The sequence below is a fragment of the Streptomyces sp. NPDC020490 genome, from assembly GCF_044335305.1.
GTDB lineage: Bacteria > Actinomycetota > Actinomycetes > Streptomycetales > Streptomycetaceae > Streptomyces.
Genome location: NZ_JBIRUY010000005.1, coordinates 25,723 through 52,392 on the forward strand (window position 1 = coordinate 25,723; position 26,670 = coordinate 52,392).

Sequence of the window (26,670 nt, forward strand, 5' to 3'; positions counted from 1 at the left end):
CATGAGCCCCGGCAGGGAAGCGGACGAGACGGAAGCCGATGGCGCGGAAGCCAGCGGCGCGGAAGCCAGCGGCGCGGAAGCCAGCGGCGCGGAAGCAGCGGGCAGCGCGGGAGCCGGCGGCGCGGGAGCAGCGGGCAGCGCGGGAGCCGGCGGCGCGCCCCCGTCGCGGGTCCCGGCGCCGTGGGTCCGTACCCGGCTGCACGCCGCGCCCGCCGCCGTGTGCGCGCTGGCGCTGCTGGTGGCGCTGACCGCGTGTCTGGCGGCCGCCTTCCCGTCGGCGGTCGACCGGTACGAGGACGCCGGGCTGCGCCGGGCCGTCGCGCAGGCGCGTCCCGACAGCACCGCCCTGCGCCTGTCCGCCCCGCAGCCGGACGTGCGCCTGCCCCGGGAACGGCGGGAGGAGGCGCTGCGTCCCGGCCCGCTCGGCCGGCAGTACGCGCGCGTCCGCACCGCGGTCCGTCGGCCGCTCGTGGCGGACCCCGGGCAGTCGACGTACGGGGTGCGCACCGCCCGCCCGCTGCCGGCGCCGGACCCGTGGCTGCCCCGGCCGACCGGGCTGCCCGCCCGGTTCGTGCTCGCCGCGCAGCACGGTCTGGCCGGGCACGCGACGGTCCGTTCCGGCCGTCTGCCCCGGGCCGGTGCGCGGGTGACCGCCGCCACGCCCGCGGTGGAGGCCGCCGTCACCGCCGAGACCGCGAAGAAGCTGCGCATCGAGCCCGGTGCGGTGATCCACCTGCCCGCCGTGGAACGCGCCCCGCTCGCCGTCCGGGTCACCGGCGTCGTCGCCCCGCGCAACCCGGACGGCGGTTACTGGGCGACCCAGCCCCTGCTGCGCGGCCCCAGCCTGGTCCGGGTGCCGGGCGGGGGCGCGGACGCCGACACGTACTGGCTGGGCGCCCTGCTGCTGGCCCCCGAAGCGGCCCCGGCGATGCTGGGGACGGCCGGGGACCCCTGGCGCTACTGGAACTTGGCGCCCGCCGCCGGTGACCTCCACTCCCATGACGCGGACAGGCTGCGGTCGGCGATCGCCTCCCTGGAGTCCGGCCCGGACCTGCGCGCGGTGCGCGCGGCGACCGACCCGGCCACGGACGCCGAGACCGACCTCGACGAGGTGCTCGGCCGTTTCACGCGGCTGCGCGCGGGCGTCCGGCCGCTCGTCGCCGTGGCCGCCTTCGGCACCGGCACGGTCGCCGCCGTCGTCCTGCTGATGGCCGGCGCGCTGGCCGCCGACCGCCGCCGCGCCGAACTCACCCTGCTGCGCGCCCGCGGCGGCTCCCTGCCGGGCGTGACGGGACGTCTGCTCGCCGAGACCGCGGTCGTCGCACTGCCCGCGGGATCGGCGGGCCTGGCGGTCGCGCTCCTCGCCCTCCCCGGCGGCCGCCCGCTGCCCGCCCTCACCGCGGCGGCGGCGGTGACGGTGGCCGCCTGCGCCGCGTTCCCGCTGCGGGCCGCAATCGCGCACCGAACGGTCCGGGTCCACGGCGGCAGGCAGGACGTGACGGCGGTACGTCCGTCCCGGCGCCGTACGGTCGCGGAGCTCACCGTGCTGGTCGTGGCGCTGGGCGCGGTCGAGACCCTGCGCAGGCGGGGCGCGGCCGGTGATCAGCTCGGCGCGCCGGCCCCGGTGCTGATCGGCGTGGCCGCGGCCCTGCTGCTGGCCCGCCTGCACCCGCTGCCCCTGCGCGCGCTGGCCCGCCCGGCGGCCCGGCTGCGGGGGTTGCTGGGTGTCCTGTCGCTGGCCCGCGCGGGCCGCGCCTCCGCCTCCGCGGTGCTGCCCCTGCTGGCGCTGCTGGCGGCGCTGACCACGGCGGCGTTCGGCGGTTCCGTCCTGGCGGGCGTGCGCGAGGCCCGCGATCACGCGGCGCTGCTCGCCGTCGGCGCCGACGCCCGCGTCGAGGCGACCGCCCCGCTGCCGTCGGGGCTGCCCGAGCGGGTACGCCGGTCGCCCGGCGTGCGGGGGCTGGCCGAGGTGAGCCTCGCGTACCAGGCCAAGCCGGAGGACGGCAGGCAGTCGGTGCCGCTGGCGGGCGTGGACCCGCGCGCCTACGCCGAGTTGGCGGGCCGGACCCGGCTCGGGGCGTTCGACGCCGGCCGGCTGGGGCGTCCGGCGGGCGGCGGGGCGCTTCCGGCGCTGGCCTCCCCGCAGGTGGCCCGCACGTACGGGACCCGGCCGTTCCCGGTGCGGCTGGAGGACGGCAGCACGGTCACCGTCCGCGTCGCCCTGGTCCGGGCCCGCACGCCCGCGGTGACCGGCGCGGACTTCCTGGTCGTCGACCGCGCCGGGCTGAGCCGGGAGGCCGCCCGTCCCAACGTGCTGCTGCTGACCGGCGGCCGGCTCGACGCGGGCGCGCTGCGCCGGGCGGCGGGCGACGCCGGGGGCGTGCAGGTGCGGGCGGAGGAGCGTGCCGGGTACGTCGACTCGCCCCTGCAGTCCGGCGCCGAGCGCGTCTACACCGCCGCCGTGGCCGCCGGCGCGGGCTACGCCGTCCTGGCCCTGCTGCTGTCCCTGCTGCGCGCCGCCCCCGAACGGGCCGCCCTGCTGGCCCGGCTGCGCACGATGGGCCTGACCCGTGCGCAGGGCCGCCGTCTGCTGGTCCTGGAGTCGCTGCCGCAGGCGCTGCCGGCCGCGGCGGGCGGCGCGTTGACCGGCTGGGCGGCGATCCGGCTGCTGTCGCCCGGCGTCGACCTGACGACGATCGCCCTCGCCTCCGCCGAAACCGCCACGGGACGCACCGAGTTGCGCACGGACGCGATGTCGCTGACGGTGCCCGCGCTGGCGATCCTGGCGGTGACGGTGGTAGTCGCGGTGGTGCAGGCATGGTGGACGGGGCGCCGGGGGTCGGTCACGGAACTGCGCGCGGGAGACACCCGATGACCCGCCCGACCCCCATCGAAGCACCCGCCCCGACCACGGACGGAACACCCCCCGTTGAAGCGCCCGCCCGGACCACGGGCGCGACCCACCCGACGACCCGCCCGACGACCCACCCGGCCCCCGTCGGAGCGCCGGTCGAGGAGGCAGCCCGATGACGACGAACCCCACCCTCGCCGACCTGGCCGACCGCGCCGCCGCGCGCCGCGACCGCCCGGCCTACGGCCACGACGCGCTGATCACCTGCGACCGTCTGGTCCGCGTCTTCAGCGCGGACGGAGTGGAGGTGCAGGCGCTCCAGGGCCTCGACCTGCTGGTCCGCGAGGGCGAGTTGATGGCGCTGGTGGGCGCGTCCGGCAGCGGCAAGTCCACCCTCATGAACATCCTCGCCGGCCTGGACGCCCCCACCGCCGGCGCCGCCCGCGTCGCGGGGCACGACCTGCTCACCATGACCGCCAGGGACCGCCTGGCCTACCGCCGCGGCACGGTCGGCTTCGTCTGGCAGCAGACCTCCCGCAACCTCCTGCCCTACCTCACCGCCGCCCAGAACGTCGCCCTCCCGATGCAGCTGTCCGGCGCCCGCGGCCGCGGTGCCCGCCGCGCCCACGCCGAACGCGCCCTGGAACTGATGGAGTTGCTACAGGTGGCCGACTGCCGCGACCGCCGCCCGCACCAGATGTCCGGCGGCCAGCAGCAGCGCGTGGCCATCGCGGTCGCCCTCGCCAACGACCCCGCGGTCCTGCTCGCCGACGAGCCCACCGGCGAACTCGACTCCCACACCGCGGAACAGGTCTTCGCCGCCTTCCGCACCGCGAACGAGCGTCTCGGCACCACCGTCGTCATCGTCACCCACGACCAGGCGGTCGCCACGGAGGTGCGCCGCACGGTCGCCATCCGGGACGGCCGCACGTCCACGGAGGTACTGCGCCGCAGCGAGGTCGACGCGGCGACCGGTCACGAGACGGTGGTCGCCCGCGAGTACGCCATGCTCGACCGGGCCGGCCGCCTCCAGCTCCCGGCCGAGTACACCGAGGCCCTCGGCATGCGGGACCGGGTGGCCCTGGAACTGGAGAGCGACCACATCGCCGTCCGGCCGGACGACAGCGGCGAGCAGGGCTGACGGCCCGCCCGCCGTCAGCGGACGCAGTCGTCAGCGGACGCTGACGCCCAGCGCCTCGCGTCCCACCCGCCGCACGGCTACCGACCCGTACGGCGTGCGCAGCCTCAGCCAGGCGCCCGACGCGAACAGCGCCGGATCGTCCCCTTCGGGGCGCAGGAAGCCGAGCGACTGGGCCGCGTGCACCACCCGCACCGGCAGCCCCGTGTCGCCGATCGTGCGGGACCAGATCTCCCGCCCGATGCGGTCGACTTCGGCCCGCGTCCGCTGCTGCGGCGCCAGCTCCTGGGTGCGGGAGCGGAACTCGGCGACCGCCGCGCCGACCGCCGCGCGCAGTGCGTCCGGCGCCGGGAGACCGGGCTCGGGCCGCCACCCTCCGCGCGGCGGCAGCACGCCCGCCCACGGCGGCCCGGTGACCGCGGCCGGCACGGCGGCCGTGGACGCCGGCTCGTCGACGGACTCGAGCAGTTCACCGGCCGATACGGTCACGTCCAGCGCGACGGCCGGCCCGTCCTCGGCCGACCTGTCCTCGGCCGGCTCGGCGAGCCGCACCGCGCGGATCGCCAGCACCTCGAAGGACGGCGGCCGTCCGAAGACGGCGAGCGCGGTGCCCGCCGCCTGGATGCGGACCGCCGCTCCGCGGTCGTAGTGGAGCAGCCGGGAGAGGAAGGCCGCCAGATCCGCCGCCTCCCCCTCGTCCGCGAGGTGGAGCACCGTCATGCGGCGACGGCCTCCTCCTCGTCGTCCCGGTACTCCGCCAGGAACTCCCGCTCCTCCGCGGTGATCCGGCGGGGCCGCTGCGCCTCGAAGTCGAACGGCACTATCACCGTCGAGGCGCGGACGTAGAGGACGTCGTCGTCCTTCACCTCGTAGGCGATGGTGAAGGACGCCGCCCGGATCTCCGTGACCCACAGCTCGATGTCCACGGGCGCGTGCCGGTGGACGAGCTGCCGCTTGTAGTCGATCTCATGGCGCGCCACCACGGACCCCTGCTGGAACTCCTTGTCCGGGCGGAACAGGAAGTCGATACGGGCTTCTTCCAGGTAGCGCAGGAAGACCACGTTGTTGACATGGCCGTACGCGTCCATGTCCGCCCAGCGCAGCGGGCAGCGGTAGATGTGCCGCAAGATCGATCAGCCCCGGGTCAGCTTCTTGTAGGTGGCGCGGTGCGGACGCGCGGCGTCCGGCCCGAGCCGCTCGATCTTGTTCTTCTCATACGACTCGAAGTTGCCCTCGAACCAGAACCACTTGGACTCGCCCTCGTAGGCGAGGATGTGGGTGGCCACGCGGTCGAGGAACCAGCGGTCGTGGGAGACGACCACGGCGCAGCCCGGGAATTCGAGCAGCGCGTTCTCCAGGCTGGAGAGCGTCTCGACGTCGAGGTCGTTGGTCGGCTCGTCGAGGAGCAGCAGGTTGCCGCCCTGCTTGAGGGTGAGCGCCAGGTTCAGGCGGTTGCGCTCACCGCCGGAGAGCACACCGGCCGGCTTCTGCTGGTCCGGGCCCTTGAAGCCGAAGGCGGAGACGTAGGCCCGCGAGGGCATCTCGACCTGGCCGACGTTGATGTAGTCCAGTTCGTCGCTGACGACGGCCCACAGCGTCTTCTTGGGGTCGATGTTCTCGCGGCTCTGGTCGACGTAGGAGATCTTGACGGTGTCGCCGACCTTGATCGAACCGGAGTCGGGCTTCTCCAGGCCCTGGATCATCTTGAACAGCGTGGTCTTGCCCGCGCCGTTCGGCCCGATGATGCCGACGATGCCGTTGCGCGGCAGCGTGAAGGAGAGGTCGTCGATGAGGACCTTCTCACCGAAGGCCTTCCTGAGGTGTTCGACCTCGACGACGACGTTGCCCAGCCGCGGCCCCGGCGGGATCTGGATCTCCTCGAAGTCCAGCTTCCGCATCTTCTCGGCCTCGGCGGCCATCTCCTCGTAGCGGGCCAGACGCGCCTTGGACTTCGCCTGCCGTCCCTTGGCGTTGGAGCGCACCCACTCCAGCTCTTCCTTGAGCCGCTTCTGCCGCTTGGCGTCCTTCTGGCCCTCGACCTTGAGGCGGGCGGCCTTGGTCTCGAGGTACTTGGAGTAGTTGCCCTCGTAGCCGTGCAGGCGGCCGCGGTCGACCTCGCAGATCCACCCGGCGACGTTGTCCAGGAAGTACCGGTCGTGGGTGACGGCGACGACGGTGCCCTCGTACTTGGCGAGGTGCTGCTCCAGCCAGTTCACCGACTCGGCGTCGAGGTGGTTGGTGGGCTCGTCGAGGAGCAGCAGGTCGGGGGCCTCCAGCAGCAGCTTGCAGAGCGCCACCCGGCGCTTCTCGCCACCGGAGAGGTTGACCACGGGCCAGTCGCCGGGCGGGCAGCCCAGGGCGTCCATGGCCTGCTCCAGCTGGGCGTCGAGGTCCCAGGCATTGGCGTGGTCGAGCTCCTCCTGGAGCTTGCCCATCTCGTCGAGCAGGGCGTCCGAGTAGTCGGTCGCCATCAGCTCGGCGATCTCGTTGAACCGGTCGAGCTTGCCCTTGATCTCGGCGACACCCTCCTGGACGTTCTCCAGGACGGTCTTCTCGTCGTTCAGCGGGGGCTCCTGGAGCAGGATGCCGACGCTGTAGCCGGGCGACAGGAACGCGTCGCCGTTGGAGGGCTGCTCCAGCCCCGCCATGATCTTCAGCACGGTCGACTTGCCGGCACCGTTCGGACCGACGACGCCGATCTTGGCACCCGGCAGGAAGTTCAGGGTGACGTCGTCGAGGATCACCTTGTCGCCGTGCGCTTTGCGCGCCTTGCGCATGGTGTAAATGAACTCAGCCAAGAGAAACCGTCCGGCAGCTTGAAATCTGGCAGTGGGCAGATACACCCCATCTTGCCTGACCGCCACCCCTGGGGGGAAACGCGTCTGGCCGGGGGCCTGTGACCTGGTGGTTTGCCCCCGACGGCGGTAGCTCGGGGGCCGCTGCCCGTCGCCGTCGAGTGGCCTCGGCCGCCCTCGCACGGCCCATGAACGGCCCGGGGGCGGCCCAGGGACGGCCCAGGGACGGCCCAGAGGTGATCACCAGGGACGACCGTTGGCCGACACAGGCCGCCACCGACACGGGCCGCGTGCACCACAGCCGCCGACAGCCACGACCGGGCACGCCGGCCACGAAGGGCCGCCGCGTCCGCCGAACCGCCGCCGAGCGATGTGGCGCCGACCACGGACAAATCCCCCTCCTGGCGCACATCGAGCGGGGCCACAGAAAGGCGCGGCTGCTGCGCGGCGGCGCCCCTCGGCGTGCTCCACCATCCGGGTCGGGTGAAACCTGCAGCAGGGCACGAGTTGAGTAATTGCCACTCAAGACAAATATGAATAATCCGCACAAGCTGGCTGAGATATGTGTTATCCGGGTCGCATTGAGCGGCGAAGAAGTTCAACGACAAATAGGCGGGGGATCAAGGAAGTGGAGTACAGATGTCAGGCGCGAACGACAGTGCGCCTCTGGGGGACGAACGTCGCAAAAATCTCCCTCACGGCCCTCACGGCGGTTGGCCTCATGGGATGCAGCCATTCGGCCGACGTCGACCCGCCCAAGGGCGCCCCGAACAAGACGAAGGCTCCGGGGTCTTTCGCGGAGCCGTTCCCCGAGAAGCTGTCCGGGACACTGAACCTCGTCTCCGTGACCCCCGCCGAAGGGGCCTCCCGGATTCCCGAAGGGGCGCATCACAAGATTGTCGGCGACCAGCTCACTGTGCTTTACCGGGGTGCCAAGGGCTGGAAGCTGTCCGCCACCGGAGCGCAGGCCGAGGTGAGCGACCTCAGAGCCGCCATGGCCATGCTGACCGAGAAGGCCGGCAAGCCGGCCGGTGCTAGGACGGACTGGGTGCCCGTGAATCCCGGCTCGTCCCCGGCTCTGGCCTCCTGCCAGAACCTCGCCGAGGGAGAAGGCACCCGGTGCTATTGGGTCGACGCCGACACGGTGGGCTATATGGCCATGTCGGAGGAGGCAGCGACCCTGCCGTTCGACGACACCAGGCTCGCCCTGGAAGGACTTGAGGCGAAGAAGAACTGATGCCGCAAGCCTCCGGCCTCTTCTCCCTGACCCACCATGACAGGGTCGGCGTTACAGGCCGGAAGGCTCGTGAAGATCTTGGTGAGGGGTTGTCCGGCCGGAGGCCGGGCAACCCCTTTTCGCTAAAGCGGTGGCCGGGATCGCCACCCGCGCCGCCCGCGCCGCCCGCACTCAGGGAGTCTGCTTCCTGCGGACGACGACCAGGGCCGCGCCGCCGATCACCACGAAGGCGATGGCGAGGCCGGCGATCAGCGGTGTCGCGCTGGAGCCGCCGGTCGCGGCCAGGTTGGTGTCGTCGGCGACGCCACCCACCGTGGCGGGGCTCGGCTCGCTGAGCGTCTGGGTCACCTCGCCGCCCGCGCTGCCCTGCGTCTTGCAGTCGAGCACCCCGGTGAACCGCTTCTCCAGGCCGCCCGGCCCCGTGATCGTGAAGTCGTACGCCTGGTCCTCCTGCAGCGGAATCGTCACCGTGCGCGACTGCCCCGCGGGGATGCTGTGCTCGAGGCCCATCAGCTCGAAGGTGAACGCCTCGTCGCCCTGGTTCGCCGCGGTGATGTCCACGCCCCCCTCGGCGCAGTTCCGCTCCGCCGACAGCGCCGGTATCGCACCGGTCTTGGCCCAGGTCGCGCTCGCCGTCGCCGAGACGGTCGACTCGCTGGAACCGGCCAGGATCTGCGTCTGGCTCCTGCTCTCGGACGCGAAGGCCCGGCCGACCGGCACCGTCGTCGACGCCTGCACGGTCAGCTCAGCCGACCCGTCGGCGGCGTCCTCGGGGACGTCGAAGAAGACCTTGCTGCCGTCCGCCGCGGAGGTGAGCGGCTTGCCGTCCTTGGCGACGATCCGCACACCGCTGATGGCCGCGTCCGCGGGCGGCGCCAGTGTCACGGCGTCCGCGTTGGTGTGCACGGTCACCGGGCCGAGCAGTTCGCCGGGGTGGCCGGAGACGGCGGGCGGGTCGAGAGTCAGCGACGCCCCGGGCTCCGCGACATCGACCGCGCTGCGCTGGAGGTAGTCCGCGAGCTTCTCGGCCTGCGGGTCGACGGCGTCGACGTCGGCCCCGTCCGAGTAGCGCCAGATCGCCACCTGCGTGCCGGCCGCCGCGTCCTGCTCCGTCAGACCGCCCGCGACGCCGGCCTTGGCGGCGAGCGCCGCGAGGTCGTTGACCTGCGGGTAGGAGTTCTGCAGGATCCAGCGGATCCTGCCCGCGTCCTTGTTGGCGCCCAGCGAGGTGCCGCTCCAGGGGGTCTCGTGGTACTTCGCGTCCCGCTGCGTGGGGTTGTTGATGTCGACGCAGTACGTCTGCAGCGTGCCGCCGCCGTCGACCGACATCTCGAACAGGCCCGCCGACACCTGCTGGTCACCGGCGTCGCCGTGGATCACCGCGGCGCCGTACGTCTTGAGGCCGCCTATGGTGGCGGTCGCCCCGCCCTGCCCCGGTGTCGTCTCCGCGGCCGCGGCCGTACCGGCCCCCGTCAGCACGTCGGCGGTGAGGAGCCCGGACGCCAGCGTCACGGCGGCCACGCGGACCGCTCGACGCCGGCGCAGGGACGGCACAGAGAACGAAGCAAACACCAAATTCCCCTTCGAGCAGGACCGTTGACGTGGGGGGTGCGGTCCCAGCAGCAGAATCAGAAGCTCCGAGAGCTATGCCCGGCATCCTAAGGACGCGGCGCACCACGACTCCCAGTCATATCGTCAGACAAGCGATCCGACTCGGAATCGTTATCGCCGAGACGGCCCATGAGCAGGGCTTATCGACAAATCCACCGTGCTGCCGGGAACGCATGGGCCGATATGTCGCACTCGGGTCAACCCGGGACACGACCTGACATCACGTCACCGCGACGGCCTGCGCGCCCTGTCGGGAAGCCGGGTGGACGGAACCCAGGGCCGCGGAGCCCGGATGCGGACTTTCCCAGTCGGGCTCCGGCTGCCGGGGTACGGCGGCCGCCCCCGGCTCGGGCCTGTTCGCCCGGCGGAAGGCCGAGGTACCGCGGGCGAGATCGTGACCGACCGCCGTCGCGTCGAGGTCCGCCGAGGTCCGGTTCTGCCCCTCGTGCACGTCCGTACGCACCTTCAGCCTGCCCTGCACGACGACGGGATCGCCCACGTTGAGCGACGCCGCCACGTTCGCGGCGAGCTGCCGGTTGGCCCACACCGTGAAGAAGTTGGTGTGTCCGTCCGCCCACAGGTTCTTCTCGCGGTCCCAGTAGCGCGAGGTCACCGCGAGCCGGAACCGCGCGGACGCTCCCGACGCGAGCTCCCGGTACACCGGTTGCGTGGCCACGTTCCCCACAGCGCAGATGATCGTCTCGTTCATCGCCGACCCCTCCCGGATACGCCGCCGGGCCCGTCCCGTACGGCTGCGTCTGCCGCGGCGACCGCCCTTCGCGATCGCCGCACCGCCAGACTGCCTCCGCCGGGCCGAGCCCGCCGGGCCCTGTGGACCACCCTCCGCCTGTGGACAACTTCACCACCCGGACGAGTGAGCCCCCACCCGGAACCCGGAACGAGGAGCCGGGAACCGGCGAACCGGCGAACCGGCTACCGGAAGCTGGAAACCGAGAACCGGGAGCCGGGAACCGAGAACCAGGAGCCGGGAACCGGGAACCAGAAGCAGGTTCAGAGGGACGCGGCCGTTACCCCCGTCACCCGCAGGTACTGCCCCCGCACTTCCCGGTACCGCAGCAGCTCCGCCGCCACCGGATCCAGCACCCGGGCCCGTCCACACGCGGCGGCCGCCTCCCGCAGGCGTCTCTCCGCCTCCGTGCCGTAGCGCCGTGCCGGTCCGCGCGCGGCCATCCGGCAGCCCCACTCCACGAGCGGGCCGCCGACGATGCCGGCCACCATCAGCAGCACCGGCACCCCCAGGTTGGGCGCCATGACCCCGAGGATCTGGCCCAGCAGCCACAGCCCGCCCACGACTTGAAGGATCGTCATCGACGCCTGCGCCAGCACTGCCGCCGGCCACCAGCCGGGGCGCGGCGGCCGCCCCGGCAGCGCGGCGCGCGCGGCCAGTTGGTCGAGCGCCTCGGGCAGCCCCTGGGAGCCGCGTACGGCGGCCTCGCGCACCGCCTGTGCCCACGGTGCGGGCAGCCCGGCCGAGGCCCGGTCGGCCAGGGTCCGCACGGCCTGCTCGACGCGCTGGCGGGCGGTGACCTCCTCGTCCGCCTGCGTCCGCGGGAGCAGCCGGCCCGGGGGGGGCTCTCGCAGGTCGTGGTACCAGTGCCACAGCCGCAGCCAGGGTGTCCCGCACGCGCGATTGGCGTTGCGCAGCCACGCGCGTTCGGCCGCCTCGCCCGCCGCGGTGGCGCCCACCGCGTCCGCAAGCCGGGCGGAGAAGTCGTCGCGCGCCTCCTCGCTCAGCCCGGTACGTCGCCGGGTGGCGTACACCCGCCGCAGTCCTGTCGCGGCGACGTCGACGTCGGCGGCGACCCGGCGCGCCGGCGCGCGGCGCTCGGCCACGAACCGGCCGACCGCGTCGCGCAGTTCACCGACGCCGTCCCCGGTGAGCGCGGACAGCCCGAGCACGGTGGCGCCCGGTTCGCCGTGCTCGCCGAGCGCGATGCCGTCCTCGTCGAGCAGCCGCCGCAGGTCGTCGAGGACCTGCTCGGCGGCCTCACCGGGCAGCCGGTCGGTCTGGTTGAGGACGACGAACATCACCTCGGCATAGCCGGCCATGGGCCGCAGATACCGTTCGTGGAGCATGGCGTCCGCGTACTTCTCCGGGTCGACGACCCAGATGACCGCGTCGACGAGGGCGAGGACACGGTCCACCTGCTCGCGGTGCTGGACCGCCGCCGAGTCGTGGTCGGGCAGGTCGACGAGGACGAGTCCGTCCAGCTGCGCGTCCGCCTCGCCGTTGTACAGGGGGCGGCGGCGCAGCCGGGGCGGGATGCCGAGCCGCTCGATGAGGCCCAAGGCGCCGTCGCTCCAGCTGCACACGATGGGCGCCGCCGTGGTGGGCCGGCGCACGCCCGTCTCCGAGATGACGACCCCGGCGAGCGCGTTGAACAGCTGCGACTTGCCGCTGCCTGTCGCGCCCGCGATGGCGACGACGGTGTGCTGCCCGGAGAGCCTGCCCCGGACCGCCGACTCGTCCAGGACCCGGCCGGCCTGCGCGAGGGTCCGGCTGTCGAGCCGGGTGCGCGACAGGCCCACCAGTTCGCGCAGCGCCTCGAGGCGCGCGCGCAGGGCTCCGGGGTAGACGAGGGGCCCCGACGCCTGCGGACCGGGCCCGCGGTTCTCGACGGCCGCGGCCGGTTCCCGGATGGCGTCAGCGGCGGTACCCCTCCGTGCCACCAGCCCACCGTCCCACCCGTCCACGCCGTCCGTTCCGTCCGTTCCATCCGTTCCGTCCGCCCTCCCGGAAGATCCGGTTGCGTACGTACCCTCCATGCGCGCGTGAGCCTCGCCGGCGCGCTGACCGTCGCCGGGGCCGCCCTGGACGTCCACCTCTTCGGCCTCCCCGTCTTCGACCTCCACGGCTCTGGCCTCCCCGCCTTCGGTGTCCGCGTCTTCGGCGTCCGCGTCGTCGTCACGGTCGTCACGGTCGGCGTGCTCGGCGTGCTCGGCGTGCTCGGCGTGCTCGGTGTGGTCCTGGTCGGTCATGGCGGTCACCGGTCACCTCTCCTTCAGCAGTACGGACAGCGCGGCGATGAGTTCGGCCTGGGGCTCGGCGCGGACGTCGAGGGACTCGAGCGGGGCGAGACGGCGCTCGCGCTCGGCGTGCAGCACCCGTTCCAGGTGGCCGGTGAGCAGCCGCCCGCCCCGGTCGCGCAGCCGCAGCGCACCGTGCGGGCCGATCCGCTCGGCGAGCTTCTCGCCCGCCGAGCGCGCCCGGCGGCCGCCCAGAAGTGCGGTGGCGACCAGCGCGGTGACCACCTCGGGATCCGGCGCGACGGCGCGGTCGAGGTCGCGGACCTCCTCCTCGGCGTACTCCTCCAGCTCCCGCCGCCAGCGCCGTACGGCCAGCGCGATCCGGTGCTCGGCGCCGCCCGGGGACGGGTCCTGGTCGGCCAGTTCCGGGGCGGCGCCCGCGGGTTCGCGTCGCCAGGCGTCGTCGATGCGCTCGTCGGCGGCCGTGACGTGGCACAGCAGGAGCGCGGCCAGGCTCTCCACGAGCGCGTCGAGCAGTTCCCCGGCGGTGCAGTCGAGCGGGAAGGCGCGCCAGCGTTTCAGGGCGTCCCCGGCGAGCACGGCACCGGCCTGCAGACGCTCCCGCACGCGCGTGTGCTCGCTGTCGTACGCGAGGTCGACGGCGGCGGTGAGCCGCAGCGCGGCCGCGTACTGCGCGGCGGCGGCGCAGGCCAGTTCGGGCATCCGGGACTTGAGCGAGCCGATCACCCCGTAGGCGGTGCGGGCCATGGCGTGCTGCCGGGCGACCGGGTCCCGCGCGTGGTGGACGAGCCAGTCGCGCAGCGACGCCACGGCGCTGGCCGGCAGCAGCCCGCCGCCCCAGGCCGACTCGGGCAGCTCCGGCACGGTGAACCGCGGGACGTCCCCGAGCCCGGCCTTGGTGAGCAGGGCGGCGTACTGCCGGGACACCTCGGAGACGACCTGGTGGGGCACGCGGTCGAGCACCGTCACCAAGGAGACGTCGTACTCCTTGGCGGCGCGCAGCAGATGCCAGGGGACGGCGTCGGCGTAACGGGCGGCGGTGGTGACCATGATCCAGACGTCGGCGGCGCAGATGAGCTCGGCGGCCAGGACACGGTTGTCGGCGACCAGGGAGTCGACGTCGGGCGCGTCGAGCAGGGCGAGGCCGGGGGGCAGCGTGTCGACGGTCTCGATGCGCAGCACGCGCCCGGGGTTCTCGCCCGGTAGCAGCAGGTCGTCGTTCACGTCTTGCTGCGGCACCCACACGCGCGTGAGGTCGGGCAGCACTCTCATCCCGCTGAACCAGTGATGGTCCTCCGGGTGGCACACCAGCACCGGTGTCCGCGTCGTCGGCCGCAGCACGCCCGCCTCGCTGACCCTGCGGCCCACAAGGGAGTTGACGAGGGTGGACTTTCCCGCGCCGGTGGATCCCCCCACGACGGCGAGCAACGGCGCTTCGGGGTCCCGCAATCGGGGCACCAGGTAGTCGTCGAGCTGCGCGAGCAGTTCGTCGCGGTTGGCACGCGCGCGTGGGGCCCCCGCCAGGGGCAGCGGGAAGCGTGCGGCGGCGACACGGTCGCGCAGGGCGGAGAGTGCGTCGAGCAGCTGAGGCCGTACGTCCAAGGTCACCACATGCGAAGAATGCCCAATTTTAGGGGATATCCAAAGCATATGGGCCGCCTGCGCGCCGACTGGACACAAGGGACGGAAGGGATGACTGGGACACCGGCACAGTCCAGGCATAACGAGTACACAACACCCGGCGCGCGAGACGCCAAAAGCGATGCACGATTCGTACCTGCCTGCGATTATCAGGACCGCTTCACCGAACCTCCACATTGAGCCACGGAGGCGAAGCAACAGGGACAAGGATGCGGGAGCCCTATCCTTGTCCCCGGCAACGTCACGGATCGGCCCAGACCCGGGCACCACGACAGAGGCCACCACATCCGGCCCCCGTAGCTCAGTGGATAGAGCAGGCGCCTTCTAAGCGCTTGGCCGCAGGTTCGAGTCCTGCCGGGGGCGCCAGTCTCCGCCCTCCCGTTCGGGAGGGCTTTTTGCTGGTCAGGGCAGGTGTCGCTGACCACGACGAGGCCCCGGACACCCTCTTGATGATCAAGGGGAGGCTCCGGGGCTGTGGCTGTCACCGGGTTTTCGCGGGTGGCCGTGTCGAATACGTGTCGAAGTTCTCGACGGGTCGAAGATCAGCCAGCGTCCGGCACCTCCGCCTCCGGGAGGTCGCCCGCGGCTTCCAGCCGTCGAGATCCGGCAGCTGCCCGTCGACGCATCGTGCGTACGTGGCGAGGAGCACAGCGACGCTGTTACCGGCCCACTCCGCCACCTGGGCGGGCGGGATGCCGTCGTTGAGCCACTTCGTCGGGCGCGTGTTCCGGTTGTCGTAGACGCGGCGCCCGGTGGGCGAGTCGTAGACGTGCGCAGGCAGTACGGCCTTGCGTGCGCTGCGCCAGGCCCGGCGGATGACGGATCCGGCGAGAAGGCCGCCGAACTCACCCTGGAACAGCAGATCACCCGGCTGGAGCTGTTCGTCCTCGATGTGCTGCCGCAGGACGCGCGTGAGGGCCGGATGCGCGGGAACAGGCGGCAGGAAGAGAGACCGGATGCGCAAGCTCACCTACTACGTCGCTGCCACCCCCTGCTCGGGTTTCGGCAAGGACCTCTTGTCCACGGCGTTCGTGGTCTTCGTGGCGGCCGTCGACTCCTTGCCCTTGGGCAGCGGGTTGGTCCGCAGGGCGCGCCGTCGGATCGCGTACTGCACGGAGGTTGGCCAGCTCGCCTCGGGGGCTCGACCGGCCGTCGCTTCACGTCGAGCGCTTATCATGATCACGACAGTCTGTTGGCGTGCAGCTCTGCGGCCCGGTCGCACTCATCATGAGCGGCATGCGGAATGTCCAGGTGGGAGCAAGAATCGGCAAGAGACGACGGTCCCTTGGTATGGCCTCGGTGTTCTTCTTCGCGATGAGGAGCCTTGACGCAGGTATCTACCTCTCCGAGTTGATCACCGACGGCGACCGCTGGGTCCAGATGCTTGAGTCCGCTGTCGGCCTGCTCTTCCTGAGCTGGATCACTGGAGCCGTACACCTTCTGCGGATCAGGAAGACGGAAAGACAGAACAGGTAGGGGCCCGGCGCCGGCACCTGTGCGGCGCAGCAGCGATTTGCGGCTGACGGAGACGTGGGCTGGGTGCGCTGGGAACGCGGGCGTCAGAGTCAGCCTCGGAAGTCTCCTTGACGGACAAGGGCGCCTTCGCCCCGGAGGGATCGCTCTCTCAATGCCGCCGGTGCGGGCCGAGTTCGATGAGTACGGTGCCGAACTGGGCGGGGGTCAGGGGCGGTTCGGGCAGGGCGGGCGCGGCCGGGTGGGCGCGGAAGCCGTCGAGAAGCAGGGCGAGCGGGCGCGTCCAGCCGTCCGGCGCGACGGTGCTCAGCGCGGGTGTGACCCGGCCCAGTGCCGCGAGGGCGAAGAGGACGTCCTCGGTGGTGAGGTCCGGGCGGACGGTGCCCTGCGCCTGGCCGCGGCGGAGCAGGTCCGCGATGGTGTCGCGGTTGTGGGCGTGGACGGCCTCCAGAGAGGTCACGCCTTCCAGGCTCGTGGTCATGAGGTCGTTGGTGCCGCGGTCCGCGGCCAGCGTCGAGAACACGGTGTGCAGGTACTGCGTCAGACCTGTCCACGCGTCCTCGGCGGTGCGTGCTCGGGCGCCGGCGGCCATGGTCTCGGTGAGAGCATCACGAAAGACCTCGTCCACCAGCGAGGCACGGGTCGGAAAGTGGCGGTAGAGGGTGGCGTTGCCCACGCCCGCGCGTCGAGCGATGACGTCGAGCGGAGCGTCCAGCCCCTGTTCGGCGAAGACCTCGCGGGCCGTCTGCGTCAGCAGCTTCCGGTTGCGCAAGGCGTCGCGGCGCCCGGTCGGCGCTCGGCCGCCCATCGTGCCTCCTCCATCTCCGTCCAGCCTCCGTACGGAGAGTGCCGGAGAGTACCGGAGAGTACCGGAGAGTACCGGAGAGCGCTCCCCGGTACGGATGCTACCGCCCTGCACATGGGGCTCGGCGACCGCCGGGGGCGATCTCGGGGGCCTCAGGGCGCCTCTGCGGTCGGGCGTGGTGTCTGCGGAACCGTATGCGCGGGAGCTCTCCGGGTGGATTGTGCCGCTGCCGCGAAGTGGGCTCATGCCGGCCGGCGCACCGGCAGTTCTCTCAGGCTCCGCATGAGGCTGGTGCGCCACTGCGGTGTGCCGTCGCCGTCGAAGGCCAGGCGGGGGAAGCGGTCCAGCAGGGCGCGCAGGGCCAGGGTCGCCTCCAGGCGGGCCAGCGGGGCGCCCAGGCAGTGGTGCAGGCCGTGCCCGAAGGCGAGGTGGGCGCGGGTCGCGGCCGGATCGCGGCGGAGGTCGAAACGTTCGGGGTCGGGGAAGCGCGCGGGGTCGCGGTTCGCGGCGGCGATGGAGAGCACGACACGCGCACCCGCCGGTATCCGGGCGCCGCCGAGGGTGACCGGTTCGGCGGTGTAGCGGTAGGCGCCCGCCGGCACGGGCGACTCGAAGCGGAGCGTCTCCTCCACGGCGCCTTTCAGCAACTCGGGGTCGGCGCGGAGGGCGGCGAGCTGCGCGGGATGAGAGAGCAGCAGGTGGACGGAATTGGCGATGAGGTTGACGGTGGTCTCGTGCCCTGCGACGAGCAGCAGGAAGGCCATGCCGAGCAGTTCCTCCGGGGTGAGCCGGTCGGTGTCGTCCCCGCCGTGGGTGCGGACCAGGGCGTGCAGCAGATCGCTCTCCGCCGCGTCCCGCAGCCGCCGTTTCTCCTCCGCCAGCCCCGCGAGGTACGCAGCCATCTCCTGCGCGGCGCGGGCGGACTGCTCCGCGTCGTCGAGCGCGACGACCTTCGTGGACCACGCCCGGAAGGCGGCCCGGTCCACGTCCGGCACGCCCAGCAGCTCGCAGATGATGGTGAGCGGCAGCGGATAGGCGTACGCGGCCACAAGGTCGGCACGGTCGTCGGCGACCATGGCGTCCAGGAGCGCCCCGGCCGCCTCCTGGATACGGGGCCGCAGCGCCTGGACGCGGCGGGCGGTGAACTCACGGGCCACCAGCATCCGCAGGCGGGTGTGATCGGGCGGATCGACCTGGAGCATGTTGCGCCCCACGGCGTACAGCCCGTCGTCCTCGAAGTCGGCGGAGTGCCGCACGTCGTTGCGCAATCTCGGGTCTGCGAACGCGGCGCGCACTTCCTCATACCCGATCACCAGCCATGACTCGTCGCCGGTGGGGAAACGCACGTGGTGGACAGGCCCGCGGGAGCGCAGCGCGGTGAAGGCGGAGTAGGGGTCGACGGTGAAGTCGTCGGTGAGGTCGGCGAGTCGGACGGTGGGGTACTGCGTGTACATCGGCGACTCCCGGGAATGAAGTGGGGAGTGTTCCCCGGTTAGGTGGGGGGCGACCATAGCATGAAACGGGGAGCGTTCCTCGTTTTGGCTTTTTCGCGGCGATCCCCGGACCGCCCCGGGCGGATATGAAGGCTCGGGCAGGCGAGGGGGCCGGGACGAGCCGGGCCGGGCCGGGCCGGGCCGAGGCCAGGGAGCGGTCAGTTCGAGGTGGTCGCGTGGAGTTCCAGTTCGTGGCGTGCCTCGGACAGGAGCAGTGCTTCCAGGTGGTGCAGTCTGGTGATCAGCGGGTCGCCGGGGTCGAGCACGCGGTGGGCGTGGCCGGTCAGGGAGTCGTTGACGGACGGGGTCGACCAGGCGAAGAGGAGGCGGTACAGCGCCTCGCTGCTCTCCTCCGGGTCGGGTGCCATGCGCAGGCCGAGCCAGTCCCGGTCCGTCCAGTGCCCCAGCAGCGCGGCGAACGTGTCGAGGCAGTGCCGTTTGACGGCAAAGCCGCTGACGCCGAACGCGTCGGAGTCCAGACGCGTCAGCAGGTCCGCGTACAGTTCCGGCATGCCTAGCCCCAGCACGCGGGCGCCGGCGTAGGCCCAGCGGTCCGAGCCCGTGCCGCCGCCGTTCGCCTCCCAACGGGGGCTCCACAGCGCCTTGACGAAGTCGGCGCGTGCCGCGTCGCCGTGCAGGGCGATGCCCAGGAACAGGCCGCCGTTGCAGTCCGTGGACGCACCGTCCTCTCCCCACTCGACGAGTCTCGCCGGCCACGACGGATCGCCCGTCTTCGTGGCGAGGACCGACAGGAACTCGGGGAACAGGTTGGCGCCGGCGTGGCGTTCCAGGGCCTCCGCGATCTCCGTCCGCAGTCCGCGGCAGGACAGGTGCAGCAGTCCCAGGCAGGCGCTGCGCGAGGCGTGATACAGGCCCTCGACGTGTTCCCAGAGGATGCGCTCGGCGGACTCGCACCCCAGGTAGCCGACGGCGTGCAGCACTTCGGGCGGCACGTCCTCGCGTATCCGGCCCGCCTCGATGCTCGCCTCCAGGAGACGGTCGGCCATGGCGAGGTCTCCGTGCCGGGCGAAGACGGGCACCAAGTGATCCCGTTGCGCGGGGGCGTCGAGGAACAGCGGGAGCAACGCCTCGGCGTCGGCCCCGGACCCGTACCGCAGCACGACGTGCACGGCCATCGACTCCCAGCGCCAGTCCACGGTCGCCGGGTCGGCCGCGTGCCGGTCGAGCAACTGCCGCGTCGCCCATGAGATCGCCACGGTGACAACCACCTCACGGTCGGGAAGATCGGCAAGATCCCGTGCAGCAGGAAGCCCAGGGGGCGGTCGTGGGCGTGACGGTCGCTGTGTCCGCCTCGGGCGGACGGGCCACGCCTGCGTCGCCGGCTAGGTACCGTGGGCGGTCGGTCCCGGTCCGGGTTCCCCGCGACGAAAGGCATGCCGTATGCCCGTGAGCAGCACTCCCGCCGAGTTGGTCGTGCGTCCCGTCGGGTGGGTGATCGGGGGGCGGAAGGAGGTCCGGGACGACGAGTGGGGCGACGTGACGTCCGTCGTCCGGCTGGACGCCGACCGCTTCGGCCCCGACGCCGTCGCCGGTCTGGACGCGTTCTCGCACCTCGAGGTCGTCTACCACTTCGACCGCGTTCCGCCGGACCGGATCGAGACGGGCGCCCGCCATCCGCGCGGCAACGCCGACTGGCCCGCCGTCGGCATCTTCGCCCAGCGCGGCAAGAACCGCCCCAACCGCCTCGGCGTCTCCCGCTGCCGCCTGCTGCGCGTGACCGGACTCGACCTGCACGTCCAGGGACTGGACGCCGTCGACGGCTCACCCGTGCTCGATGTCAAGCCGTACATGGCCGAGTTCGGACCCCAGGGCCCCACCAGCCAGCCCGGCTGGGCCACCGAGCTGATGCGCGACTATTACTGACGTTCGGACCTGCTGAGGTGCATCGGAAAGGGGTTCCCGTGCGGCTGCGCTGCGCTGTGCTCGACGATTTCCAGAATGTGGCGACACAGCTCGCCGACTGGTCCGCGGTGGCCGACCGGGTGGATGTCGTCAGCTTTCCGGAGCACTTCGACGGTCTGGACGAACTCGCCATCGCACTGGCCGACTTCGACATCGTCGTCACGCTGCGCGAACGCGTCCGCTTTCCGGCGGAGCTGTTCGCGCGGCTTCCCCGGCTGAAGCTGCTCGTCGCCTCCGGCATGCGCAACAGCGTCATCGACCAGGCCGCCGCCGCGGCGCACGGCGTCACCGTCTGCGGCACCGGGAGTTCCCCGACCCCGCCCGTGGAGCTGACCTGGGCGCTGCTGCTGGGCCTCGCCCGCGGGATCGTCACCGAGAACGCGGCCCTGCGCTCGGGCGGCCCCTGGCAGAGCACGGTGGGCGCCGACCTGCACGGCCGCCGGCTCGGGCTGCTCGGTCTGGGGAAGATCGGCAGCCGGGTCGCCCGGGTCGGCCTCGCCTTCGGCATGCGTGTCAGCGCCTGGAGCCGGCATCTCACCCAGCAGCGTGCCGACGAGGTGGGAGTCGAACTGGCCGCCTCCATGCAGGAGTTGCTGGCCGACAGTGACTTCGTCTCCGTCCACCTCGTCCTCGGCGACCGCACCCGCGGTCTGCTCGGTCCCGCCGAGCTGGCTCTCATGAAGCCCACCGCCTATCTGGTCAACACCTCGCGTGCCGCGATCGTCGACCAGGACGCGCTGCTGGCCGCCCTGCACGAGGGCCGCATCGCCGGCGCCGGCGTCGACGTCTTCGACACCGAGCCCCTGCCCGTCGGCCACCCGATGCGCACCGCGCCGCGCCTGCTCGCGACTCCTCACCTGGGCTACGTGTCGCGCGCGAACTACGAGACGTACTACGGCCAGGCCGTGGAGGACATCCGGGCCTTCCTGGACGGGGCACCGGTACGGCGGCTCGGCTGACCGCGACGGCCACCCTCCTCTGTCCCCTCCTCTGTCCTCTTCCTCCGGCCCCGTGCCGCGGCCGAAAGGGGTGACGCAGCGAGAAATGGCGTGACCACCCGTCAGCGGCGGCGTTGAACGGGAAGTGCGGCGGCGAGAGGTGCCGGCGCACTTACCGAGTCATAAGGAGAACGTGATGTCTCGCATCGCGAAGGCAGCCGCTGTCGCGCTCGGCACGGGCGCCGTGGTCCTCAGCGGGACCGGCCTCGCCATGGCGGACGCCGGTGCCGAAGGCGCGGCCGTCGGCTCCGGCGGCGTGCTGTCGGGGAACGTCATCCAGGTACCCGTCGACACCCAGATCAACTTCTGCGGGAACACCATCAGCGGCGCCGGCCTGCTCAACCCGGCCTTCGGCCAGGTCTGCGTCAACGACGGCGGCCACCACAAGGAGCACAAGGACCACAAGGAGCACAAGGACGGCCACAACGGCTACGGCGGCTGACGTACGCACCGCCCGCACCCGCGCACGGCTCCGTCCGCGCGCACCCGGAGCCCCGGCACCTCGAGCGCCGGGGCTCCGCCCGTCCACAGGCGCGCCCCCATCCGCAGGGCAGGCGCACCGAACCGCACCGCGCCTCACGCGTACCGGTAGATCCCGCTGACGTCCTCAAGCTCGTCGGGCGTGACGTCCCACGGCGGCATCCTCTGGTTCCGGGCGATGACCCGCTCGTGCTGTGCGTCGCCGGGCCCTGGCGGCTCGGACGGCAGGTAGCGGGCGCCGGGGTGGCGGCGCTGCCAGCGGGTCCACTGCAGGTCTACGAAGGCGTGGTGCAGCCAGAAGACGGGGTCGTTGACGGAGGCGCCGCCCAGCATGACCCCGCCCACCCACCGGTGCACGCGGTTGTGGTTGCGCCAGGAGGCGCTGCCCCGGCCGGTCCCCCACCCCTCCAGCTTGTTGCGGAACCCACTGGTGACCGTGGAGTCCCAGGGCGCGGTGTCGTAGACCGGGTCGTCGAGCGCGCGTTCCAGCTCACTGCTGGTCGGCAGCTCCATCGGGTCGCGGGCCCGTCCGAGGTCGCGGGTGAGGAACGCGCCGTCGGTCACGCCCTCCGTGAGGGTCCAGTTGCCCTCCGCGTAGGCGAACGGCCCGGTCGTCACCCGTCGGTCCGAACGGCGTCCGTCGCCGCCGAGGAGGTCCGTGGTCCAGGGCACCGACGTCTTCGTACGGTCGCGGGTCCAGTCCCAGTACGGCACCGTGACCGACGGGTCCACCCGGCGCAGCGCGCGCTCCAGTTCGAGCAGGAACATGCGGTGCCAGGGCAGGAAGGAGGGCGCCATGTGGGCGGTGCGCAGGCCGTCGTCGCCGTCGGCGGTGTAGTACTCGAGGTGCGTCCGCACGAACTCGTCGTACTCGCCCCGTCGTTTGACCTCCAGCAGGGCCTGCACGAACCGTCGGCGCTCGTCGGGCGTGAGCGTGCTGACGTCCTTACGCACGTACGCCATGACCGTCCCCCGTGTGCCGGTGGTCCTCGCTGATCGGCCCCGGCGCCAGGTCGCGCAGCCGCTCCCCGGGGCCGAGTTCGTCGACGGCGCCGCGGGCCGCGTCGAGGGGGGTGGGGTACGAGCGGTAGTGGTCGACCATGCTCAGCCAGGTCCCGTCGGCGCGGCGCATCAGGTGCAGCGGGCGGCCGTCCACGGTCACCTGCCACTCGGCGGCGTCGGCGCGGCCACCGTCGGCGGCCGCGCCGAGCGGGGTTCTGACGCCGCGGATACGGCGGCCCCGGTACGTCTCGTCGAACAGGGTCACCTCGGGCTCCTCTGGGCCCGGTCGTGTGTGCGGGGGCCGGGAGGCGGCGACGACGGGGGCCAGCGCGAGGACTACGGCCGGGGCGAGCAGCCCGCGCAGCACCTCCCGCCGGGTGCCGCCGTCGGGCCCGCCTCTCGCCCGCTCCTTCGCTCCGGGGCGGTTCCCCGCCGGTACTTCGCCGACGCCGACGACCATGGCTCGCTCCTCGTCCGTTTCAGGTGTCCACAGCGGTAACCGTCGATGGCCCCGCGCGGTCACCGTCGAACGGCCCCGGGAGTGGCCCGGTGCGGCTACAGGCCCGGGCCGAGGCCCAGTTCGGCGGCCGGCGTCGACCGCAGGGCCGGGGTGACGACGTCCGTCCGGGGGACCTTCAGGTCCGGCAGGCCGACGCTGCCGGCGTCGCCGGGGTGCGGCGGGGTCAGCGGGGCGTCCGGGGACAGTCCCGGTGTCAGCGTGCGCAGGCCGGCCGCGGGGGCCTCGACGGTGAGGTGGTCGAAACCGTCGTCGAGCGCGTGCGGCAGGGGCGCGCGCATCCCCAGACCGGGCAGCCCGCCGCTGACCGGCACTTGCGGGACCGCCCGCTCGGGGACGATGCGGCCCCGGACGTGCCGTGGGCCCTGGGGCTCGCCCGTCACGGGCACCGGGATCTCTCCGCCGATCTCGGGAAGTTTCGTGCCGAGGGACTGCTCGGCGCCCCTCAGCGGTACGGGGACGGGTACCGCGACGGCAGGGGTCGCGCCGGCGGCGCCCACGGCGGCCGCGACACCCGTGACGACAGCGGCAAGGGTTCCTCGGGTGGTCGGCTTCATCTCGGCTGCGGTTCCTTTCGGAAGGCGGCGGGCTGCGTGTGCGTATGGGGTGACGAGCCGCCCGGCGCCGTCGGCGCACGGTTCCCCCGTCCGCCGCAGTGGTCGGCGGCAGCGGCAGCGGCAGCCGGGCGTTCCCGGGATGTCGCCGTCAGTCGCCCGACGTCAGTCGCCCGAAGTCAGTCGCCGTCAGTCACGCGGAGCCGCGGGCCGCGGGCCGGCAGGACGACGTGGGCCGCCGCGTTCAGGGTTTCCTCGGCGCCGGCGAACGCGGCCAGTGCCTCGGGCGCGACGGCCTTGCCGGGCTCGGCCCGGGGCCAGGGGCGTGTGGTGAACAGGAAGTAGGCGTAGCCGCGTTCGGCGACCGCGGCGAGCCACTCCCGCGGCGGCAGGCACCGGGCGCTGAAGCCGACCATGGTGACGACGGCCTGGTCGCCCTCCACGACCAGGCCGACCGGCAGGTCCGGTCTGGCGGCGCCGTCGACGACGTCCCCGTCGGCGGGCAGGCCGTTGTCCTCGAGCAACTGCTCGACGGCGGCCGTCGCGGCCTCGGGGCCGCCCGGGACGTCCCCCAGGGAGTAGGCGAGCAGGTAGGGCATGTCGCCGTCGGGGGCCTCGGCGCTCCAGGCCATGACCACGAGCGTGCCCGGGTCGGCCGCACGGGGGGCGTGGTTCTCGCGTGGGGCCGCGGTCACCGCGCTCCCCTGCCGCCGGCCCCGGACGCAGACCCGACCCCGGACGCAGACCCGGCCCCGGCCCCGGACCTGGACCCAACCGGACGCCTGGCGACCGACGCGGTGACGGCCCGCTCCGCGTCCCCGCGGACGAGGGGCCGACGGGGCGGCGCGTCAGCGTCCCAGCGGGAGACCACCGAGGAGTCCCTTGTCGTTCAGCGTGTTGGTGGTGGACCGCACGGTGTGGAGCACGGAGTCCTTGTTCTCGGTGTTCAGAGCGTTCGACCGGTGGTGCAGCGGCGTCGCGTCGACGGGGTCGATGCGGCCCTTGGTGAGCGTGTTCACCGCGCCGTTGAGGCTGGTGGGCGTCACGTCGGCGGCGTCCTGGGCGTACGCGGGCGCGGTGGCGCCGGCGAGGGCGAGGGTACCGGCGACGACGGCGGCGGCTTTCAGGGACTTCATCGGGATCCTTTCTTCGGCGACACATGGCGCCGGCGGGAACGGTGGCGCCATGCCTAACGATTCCCGGCCACGCCGGAAACCCCGTGCACGGAGACTTTCCACGGTCCACCCGAACGAGCGGCCCACGTCAACGACGTGACGCTCCGTCCGGTACGGACGTGACGCCCCGTCCGGTACGGACGTGACACCCCGTCCGGTACGGGCGTGACACCCCATCCGGTTGCAGCGCGCCGCTATCCGCCCGTGCACGACGCACGCCGGCCGCCCTCCCGATGCTTCTCGGGCGGGCGGCCGGCCAGGCGTGGCGCGCCGTGCGGCGCGCGGCAGCAGGCGTCGGCGTCAGCCGTTGAAGCACTTGTTGCCGAACGCGGGGTTCAGCAGACCGAGGAACTGACCGGTTTTGCCGCAGAAGTTGAGCTGCGTGTGGTGCGGGTGCTGCATCAGGTTGCCCGACAGGAAGCCCGGCGAGTGCAGCGCGGCACCCTGCGCCTCGGAGTCGGCGGAGGCGATACCGGCGGTGCCGGCGACGGCCGCGACGGCGGCGGAGGTGAGGACCAGGCCCTTCGCGATACGGGACATGGAGAGGTGCTCCTTGGGATTGACGCAGACATCCGGGCGGACGTGCCCGACGCGATGTCAACGCGCGGGCGGCCAGGTGGGTTGTGCCGCCAAATGAGTGATCTGACGGAGGGCCGAACTCGACCCTTACGACGTACTTGTCTTGTTTGCGCGGGTTTATACGCATAATGACTGGAGTCGCTGGCCTCGCCCACGAGTCGCCGGCCTCCCTACGCATCCCTGTAGCCCGCACTTCGCACTCGCTTTTCCCGAGTTCCTCGAATCCCGAAAGGGCCATGCCGGTCATGCGCAATTCACCGGGTCCGCTGCTGCGCCGTGCGACGGTGGGCGTTCTCGCCCTCGGAGCGCTGTGCGCTCCCGTCTGCGCCGCCGCGCCGACCGCACCCCCCTCCCCCGAGGCCGAGCGGCTGGCGTTCACCGAGCGGTACCGCGCGGTGCAGCACGGCGGCATCGTCCGCGCGGCCAACACGACCATCAGCTGCCGCGTCGTGGCTCCCCTGGACACCGAGCCCGACTGTCCGACGGTGCGCGAAGGCGCCACCGCGGTCAACGGCGACTTCGACATGTTCTACGTCGACATCGACAGCGACCCGAACACCTACAACTCCTCCAGCGCCGAGGTCAGCCTGCCGGAAGGCGCCCGGGTGTCGTACGCGCGCCTGTACTGGGGCGGCAACCTCCGGGTGGGCGAGCAGAAGCCGCCCGCGGACAACGGACGGGTGCTGATCGCCGAGCCCGGCGGCGAGTACAAGGAGGTGCTCGCCGACTCGGTCGTCGGTCACCGGGTGGCCCGGGGCGCGGACGCCTTCCAGGCCTCGGCGGACGTCACCCGGCTGGTCCGGGACAGCGGCTCGGGCCTGTGGACCGTGGCCCAGGTCAACACGGCCATGGGGAAGTCGTCGGCCGGGGCGTGGGGCGGCTGGACGCTGGTGGTGGCGTACGAGAACCCGGCGGAGCCGCTGCGCCGGCTCGCCCTGTGGGACGGCTTCGAGCCGCTGGACCCCAAGGCCGGCCGGGAGATCCGGCTGCGTGACATGGGGTTCGCGAAGAACGCCTCCGGCCGGGCCGGGCTCGTCACCTACGACGGCGACCGCGGCATCACCGGCGACACGCTGACCGTGACGGCCGGCCGCTCGCCGGCCACGCCGCTGACGGACGCCGCCAACCCGCGCGAGGACGTGCTGAACTCGACGATCTCCGAGCCGGCCGCGGTCCGGTCGACGCGCGTGCCGTCGTACGCCAACACCCTCGGCTACGACTCCGACGTGTTCGACCTCGGGAAGGCTCTGCGGCCCGGCGGTGACGGGCTCGCCTTCCGGCTTCGCTCCCCGCGGGACGTGGTGTGGGCGGGCGTGCTCTTCGCCGCCGTCGACGCACCGCGGTGAGGCGCGTTCCCGCCCGCAGCCCCCGGCGCCACCCGTGAGCGAG

The 26,670-nt window shown here is 72.8% G+C and carries 26 protein-coding genes and 1 tRNA gene; 9 read left to right on the plus strand and 18 right to left on the minus strand.

The features are described from left to right. The first annotated feature begins 1 nt into the window (after nt 1). Together ACH4ZX_RS07890 and ACH4ZX_RS07895 are read left to right on the plus strand one after the other, a co-directional pair. On the plus strand, nt 2-2,875 hold the full coding sequence (locus ACH4ZX_RS07890) for an FtsX-like permease family protein (protein ID WP_398269223.1): 2,874 nt from the start codon (nt 2-4) through the stop codon (nt 2,873-2,875). Nucleotides 2,876-3,026: 151 nt separating this feature from the next. After that, complete coding sequence (locus ACH4ZX_RS07895) at nt 3,027-3,992, plus strand: ABC transporter ATP-binding protein (RefSeq protein WP_398269226.1); 966 nt, start codon at nt 3,027-3,029, stop codon at nt 3,990-3,992. 30 nt (nt 3,993-4,022) lie between these two features. Here ACH4ZX_RS07895 and ACH4ZX_RS07900 read toward each other — a convergent pair whose 3' ends face one another. The 3 genes from ACH4ZX_RS07900 to ettA are packed head-to-tail and all read right to left on the minus strand — an operon-like array spanning nt 4,023 to nt 6,787. Beyond that, nucleotides 4,023-4,709, minus strand: coding sequence for a hypothetical protein (locus ACH4ZX_RS07900; RefSeq protein WP_398269229.1), 687 nt, complete (start codon nt 4,707-4,709; stop codon nt 4,023-4,025). Continuing rightward, nucleotides 4,706-5,116, minus strand: a complete 411-nt coding sequence (locus ACH4ZX_RS07905) for an acyl-CoA thioesterase (protein WP_398269232.1) — start codon at nt 5,114-5,116, stop codon at nt 4,706-4,708. Before ACH4ZX_RS07905 ends, ACH4ZX_RS07900 begins: the two co-directional genes overlap by 4 nt. A gap of 6 nt (nt 5,117-5,122) precedes the next feature. Further along, complete coding sequence (ettA, locus tag ACH4ZX_RS07910; RefSeq protein ID WP_324783927.1) at nt 5,123-6,787, minus strand: energy-dependent translational throttle protein EttA; 1,665 nt, start codon at nt 6,785-6,787, stop codon at nt 5,123-5,125. Nucleotides 6,788-7,505: 718 nt separating this feature from the next. Between ettA and ACH4ZX_RS07915 the strand changes: the two genes are divergently transcribed. Continuing rightward, nucleotides 7,506-8,021 (plus strand): hypothetical protein, encoded by a 516-nt coding sequence (locus ACH4ZX_RS07915; protein WP_398269236.1) that lies wholly within the window; start codon nt 7,506-7,508, stop codon nt 8,019-8,021. A gap of 171 nt (nt 8,022-8,192) precedes the next feature. On the opposite strand, the gene ACH4ZX_RS07920 is transcribed toward ACH4ZX_RS07915, so the two are convergent. The 4 genes from ACH4ZX_RS07920 to ACH4ZX_RS07935 all read right to left on the minus strand — a co-directional run bounded on the left by ACH4ZX_RS07920 (nt 8,193) and on the right by ACH4ZX_RS07935 (nt 14,252). Then, the gene (locus tag ACH4ZX_RS07920; RefSeq protein ID WP_398269239.1) at nt 8,193-9,542 is read right to left on the minus strand and encodes a Cys-Gln thioester bond-forming surface protein; all 1,350 of its coding nucleotides are present in this window, start codon (nt 9,540-9,542) and stop codon (nt 8,193-8,195) included. A 310-nt stretch (nt 9,543-9,852) separates the two neighbouring features. After that, entirely contained in the window at nt 9,853-10,341 is a 489-nt protein-coding gene (locus tag ACH4ZX_RS07925; RefSeq protein ID WP_398269242.1) for a single-stranded DNA-binding protein, read from the minus strand. Nucleotides 10,342-10,643: 302 nt separating this feature from the next. Further along, nucleotides 10,644-12,641, minus strand: a complete 1,998-nt coding sequence (locus ACH4ZX_RS07930; RefSeq protein ID WP_398269246.1) for a GTPase — start codon at nt 12,639-12,641, stop codon at nt 10,644-10,646. A gap of 3 nt (nt 12,642-12,644) precedes the next feature. Then, a complete protein-coding gene (locus tag ACH4ZX_RS07935; RefSeq protein ID WP_398269249.1) occupies nt 12,645-14,252 on the minus strand; it encodes a dynamin family protein in 1,608 nt (535 codons plus the stop codon). 320 nt (nt 14,253-14,572) lie between these two features. On the opposite strand from ACH4ZX_RS07935, the gene ACH4ZX_RS07940 reads away from it, so the two are divergent. After that, nucleotides 14,573-14,648, plus strand: a tRNA-Arg gene (locus ACH4ZX_RS07940). A gap of 115 nt (nt 14,649-14,763) precedes the next feature. Here the strand turns inward: ACH4ZX_RS07940 and ACH4ZX_RS07945 are convergent. Further along, a complete protein-coding gene (locus ACH4ZX_RS07945) occupies nt 14,764-15,246 on the minus strand; it encodes a hypothetical protein (protein ID WP_398269252.1) in 483 nt (160 codons plus the stop codon). Between the two features lie 9 nt (nt 15,247-15,255). Beyond that, on the minus strand, nt 15,256-15,396 hold the full coding sequence (locus tag ACH4ZX_RS07950; protein ID WP_398269254.1) for a hypothetical protein: 141 nt from the start codon (nt 15,394-15,396) through the stop codon (nt 15,256-15,258). A 122-nt stretch (nt 15,397-15,518) separates the two neighbouring features. On the opposite strand from ACH4ZX_RS07950, the gene ACH4ZX_RS07955 reads away from it, so the two are divergent. Next, nucleotides 15,519-15,758, plus strand: coding sequence for a hypothetical protein (locus ACH4ZX_RS07955; protein WP_398269257.1), 240 nt, complete (start codon nt 15,519-15,521; stop codon nt 15,756-15,758). 148 nt (nt 15,759-15,906) lie between these two features. Here ACH4ZX_RS07955 and ACH4ZX_RS07960 read toward each other — a convergent pair whose 3' ends face one another. The 3 genes from ACH4ZX_RS07960 to ACH4ZX_RS07970 form a co-directional block, all read right to left on the minus strand. Further along, complete coding sequence (locus ACH4ZX_RS07960) at nt 15,907-16,563, minus strand: TetR/AcrR family transcriptional regulator (RefSeq protein ID WP_398269260.1); 657 nt, start codon at nt 16,561-16,563, stop codon at nt 15,907-15,909. A 239-nt stretch (nt 16,564-16,802) separates the two neighbouring features. After that, nucleotides 16,803-18,014 carry a cytochrome P450 gene (locus ACH4ZX_RS07965; protein ID WP_398269263.1) on the minus strand — a complete coding sequence of 404 codons (1,212 nt, stop codon included), beginning with the start codon at nt 18,012-18,014 and terminating at the stop codon, nt 16,803-16,805. 197 nt (nt 18,015-18,211) lie between these two features. After that, nucleotides 18,212-19,270, minus strand: a complete 1,059-nt coding sequence (locus tag ACH4ZX_RS07970; protein ID WP_398269266.1) for a hypothetical protein — start codon at nt 19,268-19,270, stop codon at nt 18,212-18,214. Nucleotides 19,271-19,454: 184 nt separating this feature from the next. On the opposite strand from ACH4ZX_RS07970, the gene ACH4ZX_RS07975 reads away from it, so the two are divergent. From ACH4ZX_RS07975 to ACH4ZX_RS07985, 3 genes are all read left to right on the plus strand, one after another. Next, nucleotides 19,455-19,937, plus strand: a complete 483-nt coding sequence (locus tag ACH4ZX_RS07975) for an SAM-dependent methyltransferase (protein WP_398269269.1) — start codon at nt 19,455-19,457, stop codon at nt 19,935-19,937. Nucleotides 19,938-19,975: 38 nt separating this feature from the next. Further along, complete coding sequence (locus tag ACH4ZX_RS07980) at nt 19,976-20,935, plus strand: D-2-hydroxyacid dehydrogenase family protein (RefSeq protein ID WP_398269272.1); 960 nt, start codon at nt 19,976-19,978, stop codon at nt 20,933-20,935. Between the two features lie 175 nt (nt 20,936-21,110). Further along, complete coding sequence (locus ACH4ZX_RS07985) at nt 21,111-21,416, plus strand: chaplin (protein ID WP_398269275.1); 306 nt, start codon at nt 21,111-21,113, stop codon at nt 21,414-21,416. Between the two features lie 134 nt (nt 21,417-21,550). Here ACH4ZX_RS07985 and ACH4ZX_RS07990 read toward each other — a convergent pair whose 3' ends face one another. The 6 genes from ACH4ZX_RS07990 to ACH4ZX_RS08015 form a co-directional block, all read right to left on the minus strand. Next, on the minus strand, nt 21,551-22,417 hold the full coding sequence (locus ACH4ZX_RS07990) for a tyrosinase family protein (protein WP_398269278.1): 867 nt from the start codon (nt 22,415-22,417) through the stop codon (nt 21,551-21,553). Then, entirely contained in the window at nt 22,401-22,916 is a 516-nt protein-coding gene (locus tag ACH4ZX_RS07995) for a tyrosinase cofactor (RefSeq protein ID WP_398269281.1), read from the minus strand. The genes ACH4ZX_RS07990 and ACH4ZX_RS07995 overlap by 17 nt, the downstream gene beginning before the upstream one ends. Before the next feature lie 95 nt (nt 22,917-23,011). Further along, nucleotides 23,012-23,530, minus strand: a complete 519-nt coding sequence (locus tag ACH4ZX_RS08000) for a hypothetical protein (RefSeq protein ID WP_398269284.1) — start codon at nt 23,528-23,530, stop codon at nt 23,012-23,014. Between the two features lie 176 nt (nt 23,531-23,706). Beyond that, nucleotides 23,707-24,222 carry a DUF5949 family protein gene (locus tag ACH4ZX_RS08005; RefSeq protein WP_398269287.1) on the minus strand — a complete coding sequence of 172 codons (516 nt, stop codon included), beginning with the start codon at nt 24,220-24,222 and terminating at the stop codon, nt 23,707-23,709. A 153-nt stretch (nt 24,223-24,375) separates the two neighbouring features. Further along, nucleotides 24,376-24,663 carry a hypothetical protein gene (locus tag ACH4ZX_RS08010; RefSeq protein WP_398269290.1) on the minus strand — a complete coding sequence of 96 codons (288 nt, stop codon included), beginning with the start codon at nt 24,661-24,663 and terminating at the stop codon, nt 24,376-24,378. Nucleotides 24,664-25,002: 339 nt separating this feature from the next. After that, a complete protein-coding gene (locus tag ACH4ZX_RS08015; protein ID WP_398269293.1) occupies nt 25,003-25,242 on the minus strand; it encodes a chaplin in 240 nt (79 codons plus the stop codon). 284 nt (nt 25,243-25,526) lie between these two features. Between ACH4ZX_RS08015 and ACH4ZX_RS08020 the strand changes: the two genes are divergently transcribed. Then, complete coding sequence (locus ACH4ZX_RS08020) at nt 25,527-26,627, plus strand: DUF3344 domain-containing protein (protein WP_398269296.1); 1,101 nt, start codon at nt 25,527-25,529, stop codon at nt 26,625-26,627. Nucleotides 26,628-26,670 lie beyond the last annotated feature (43 nt).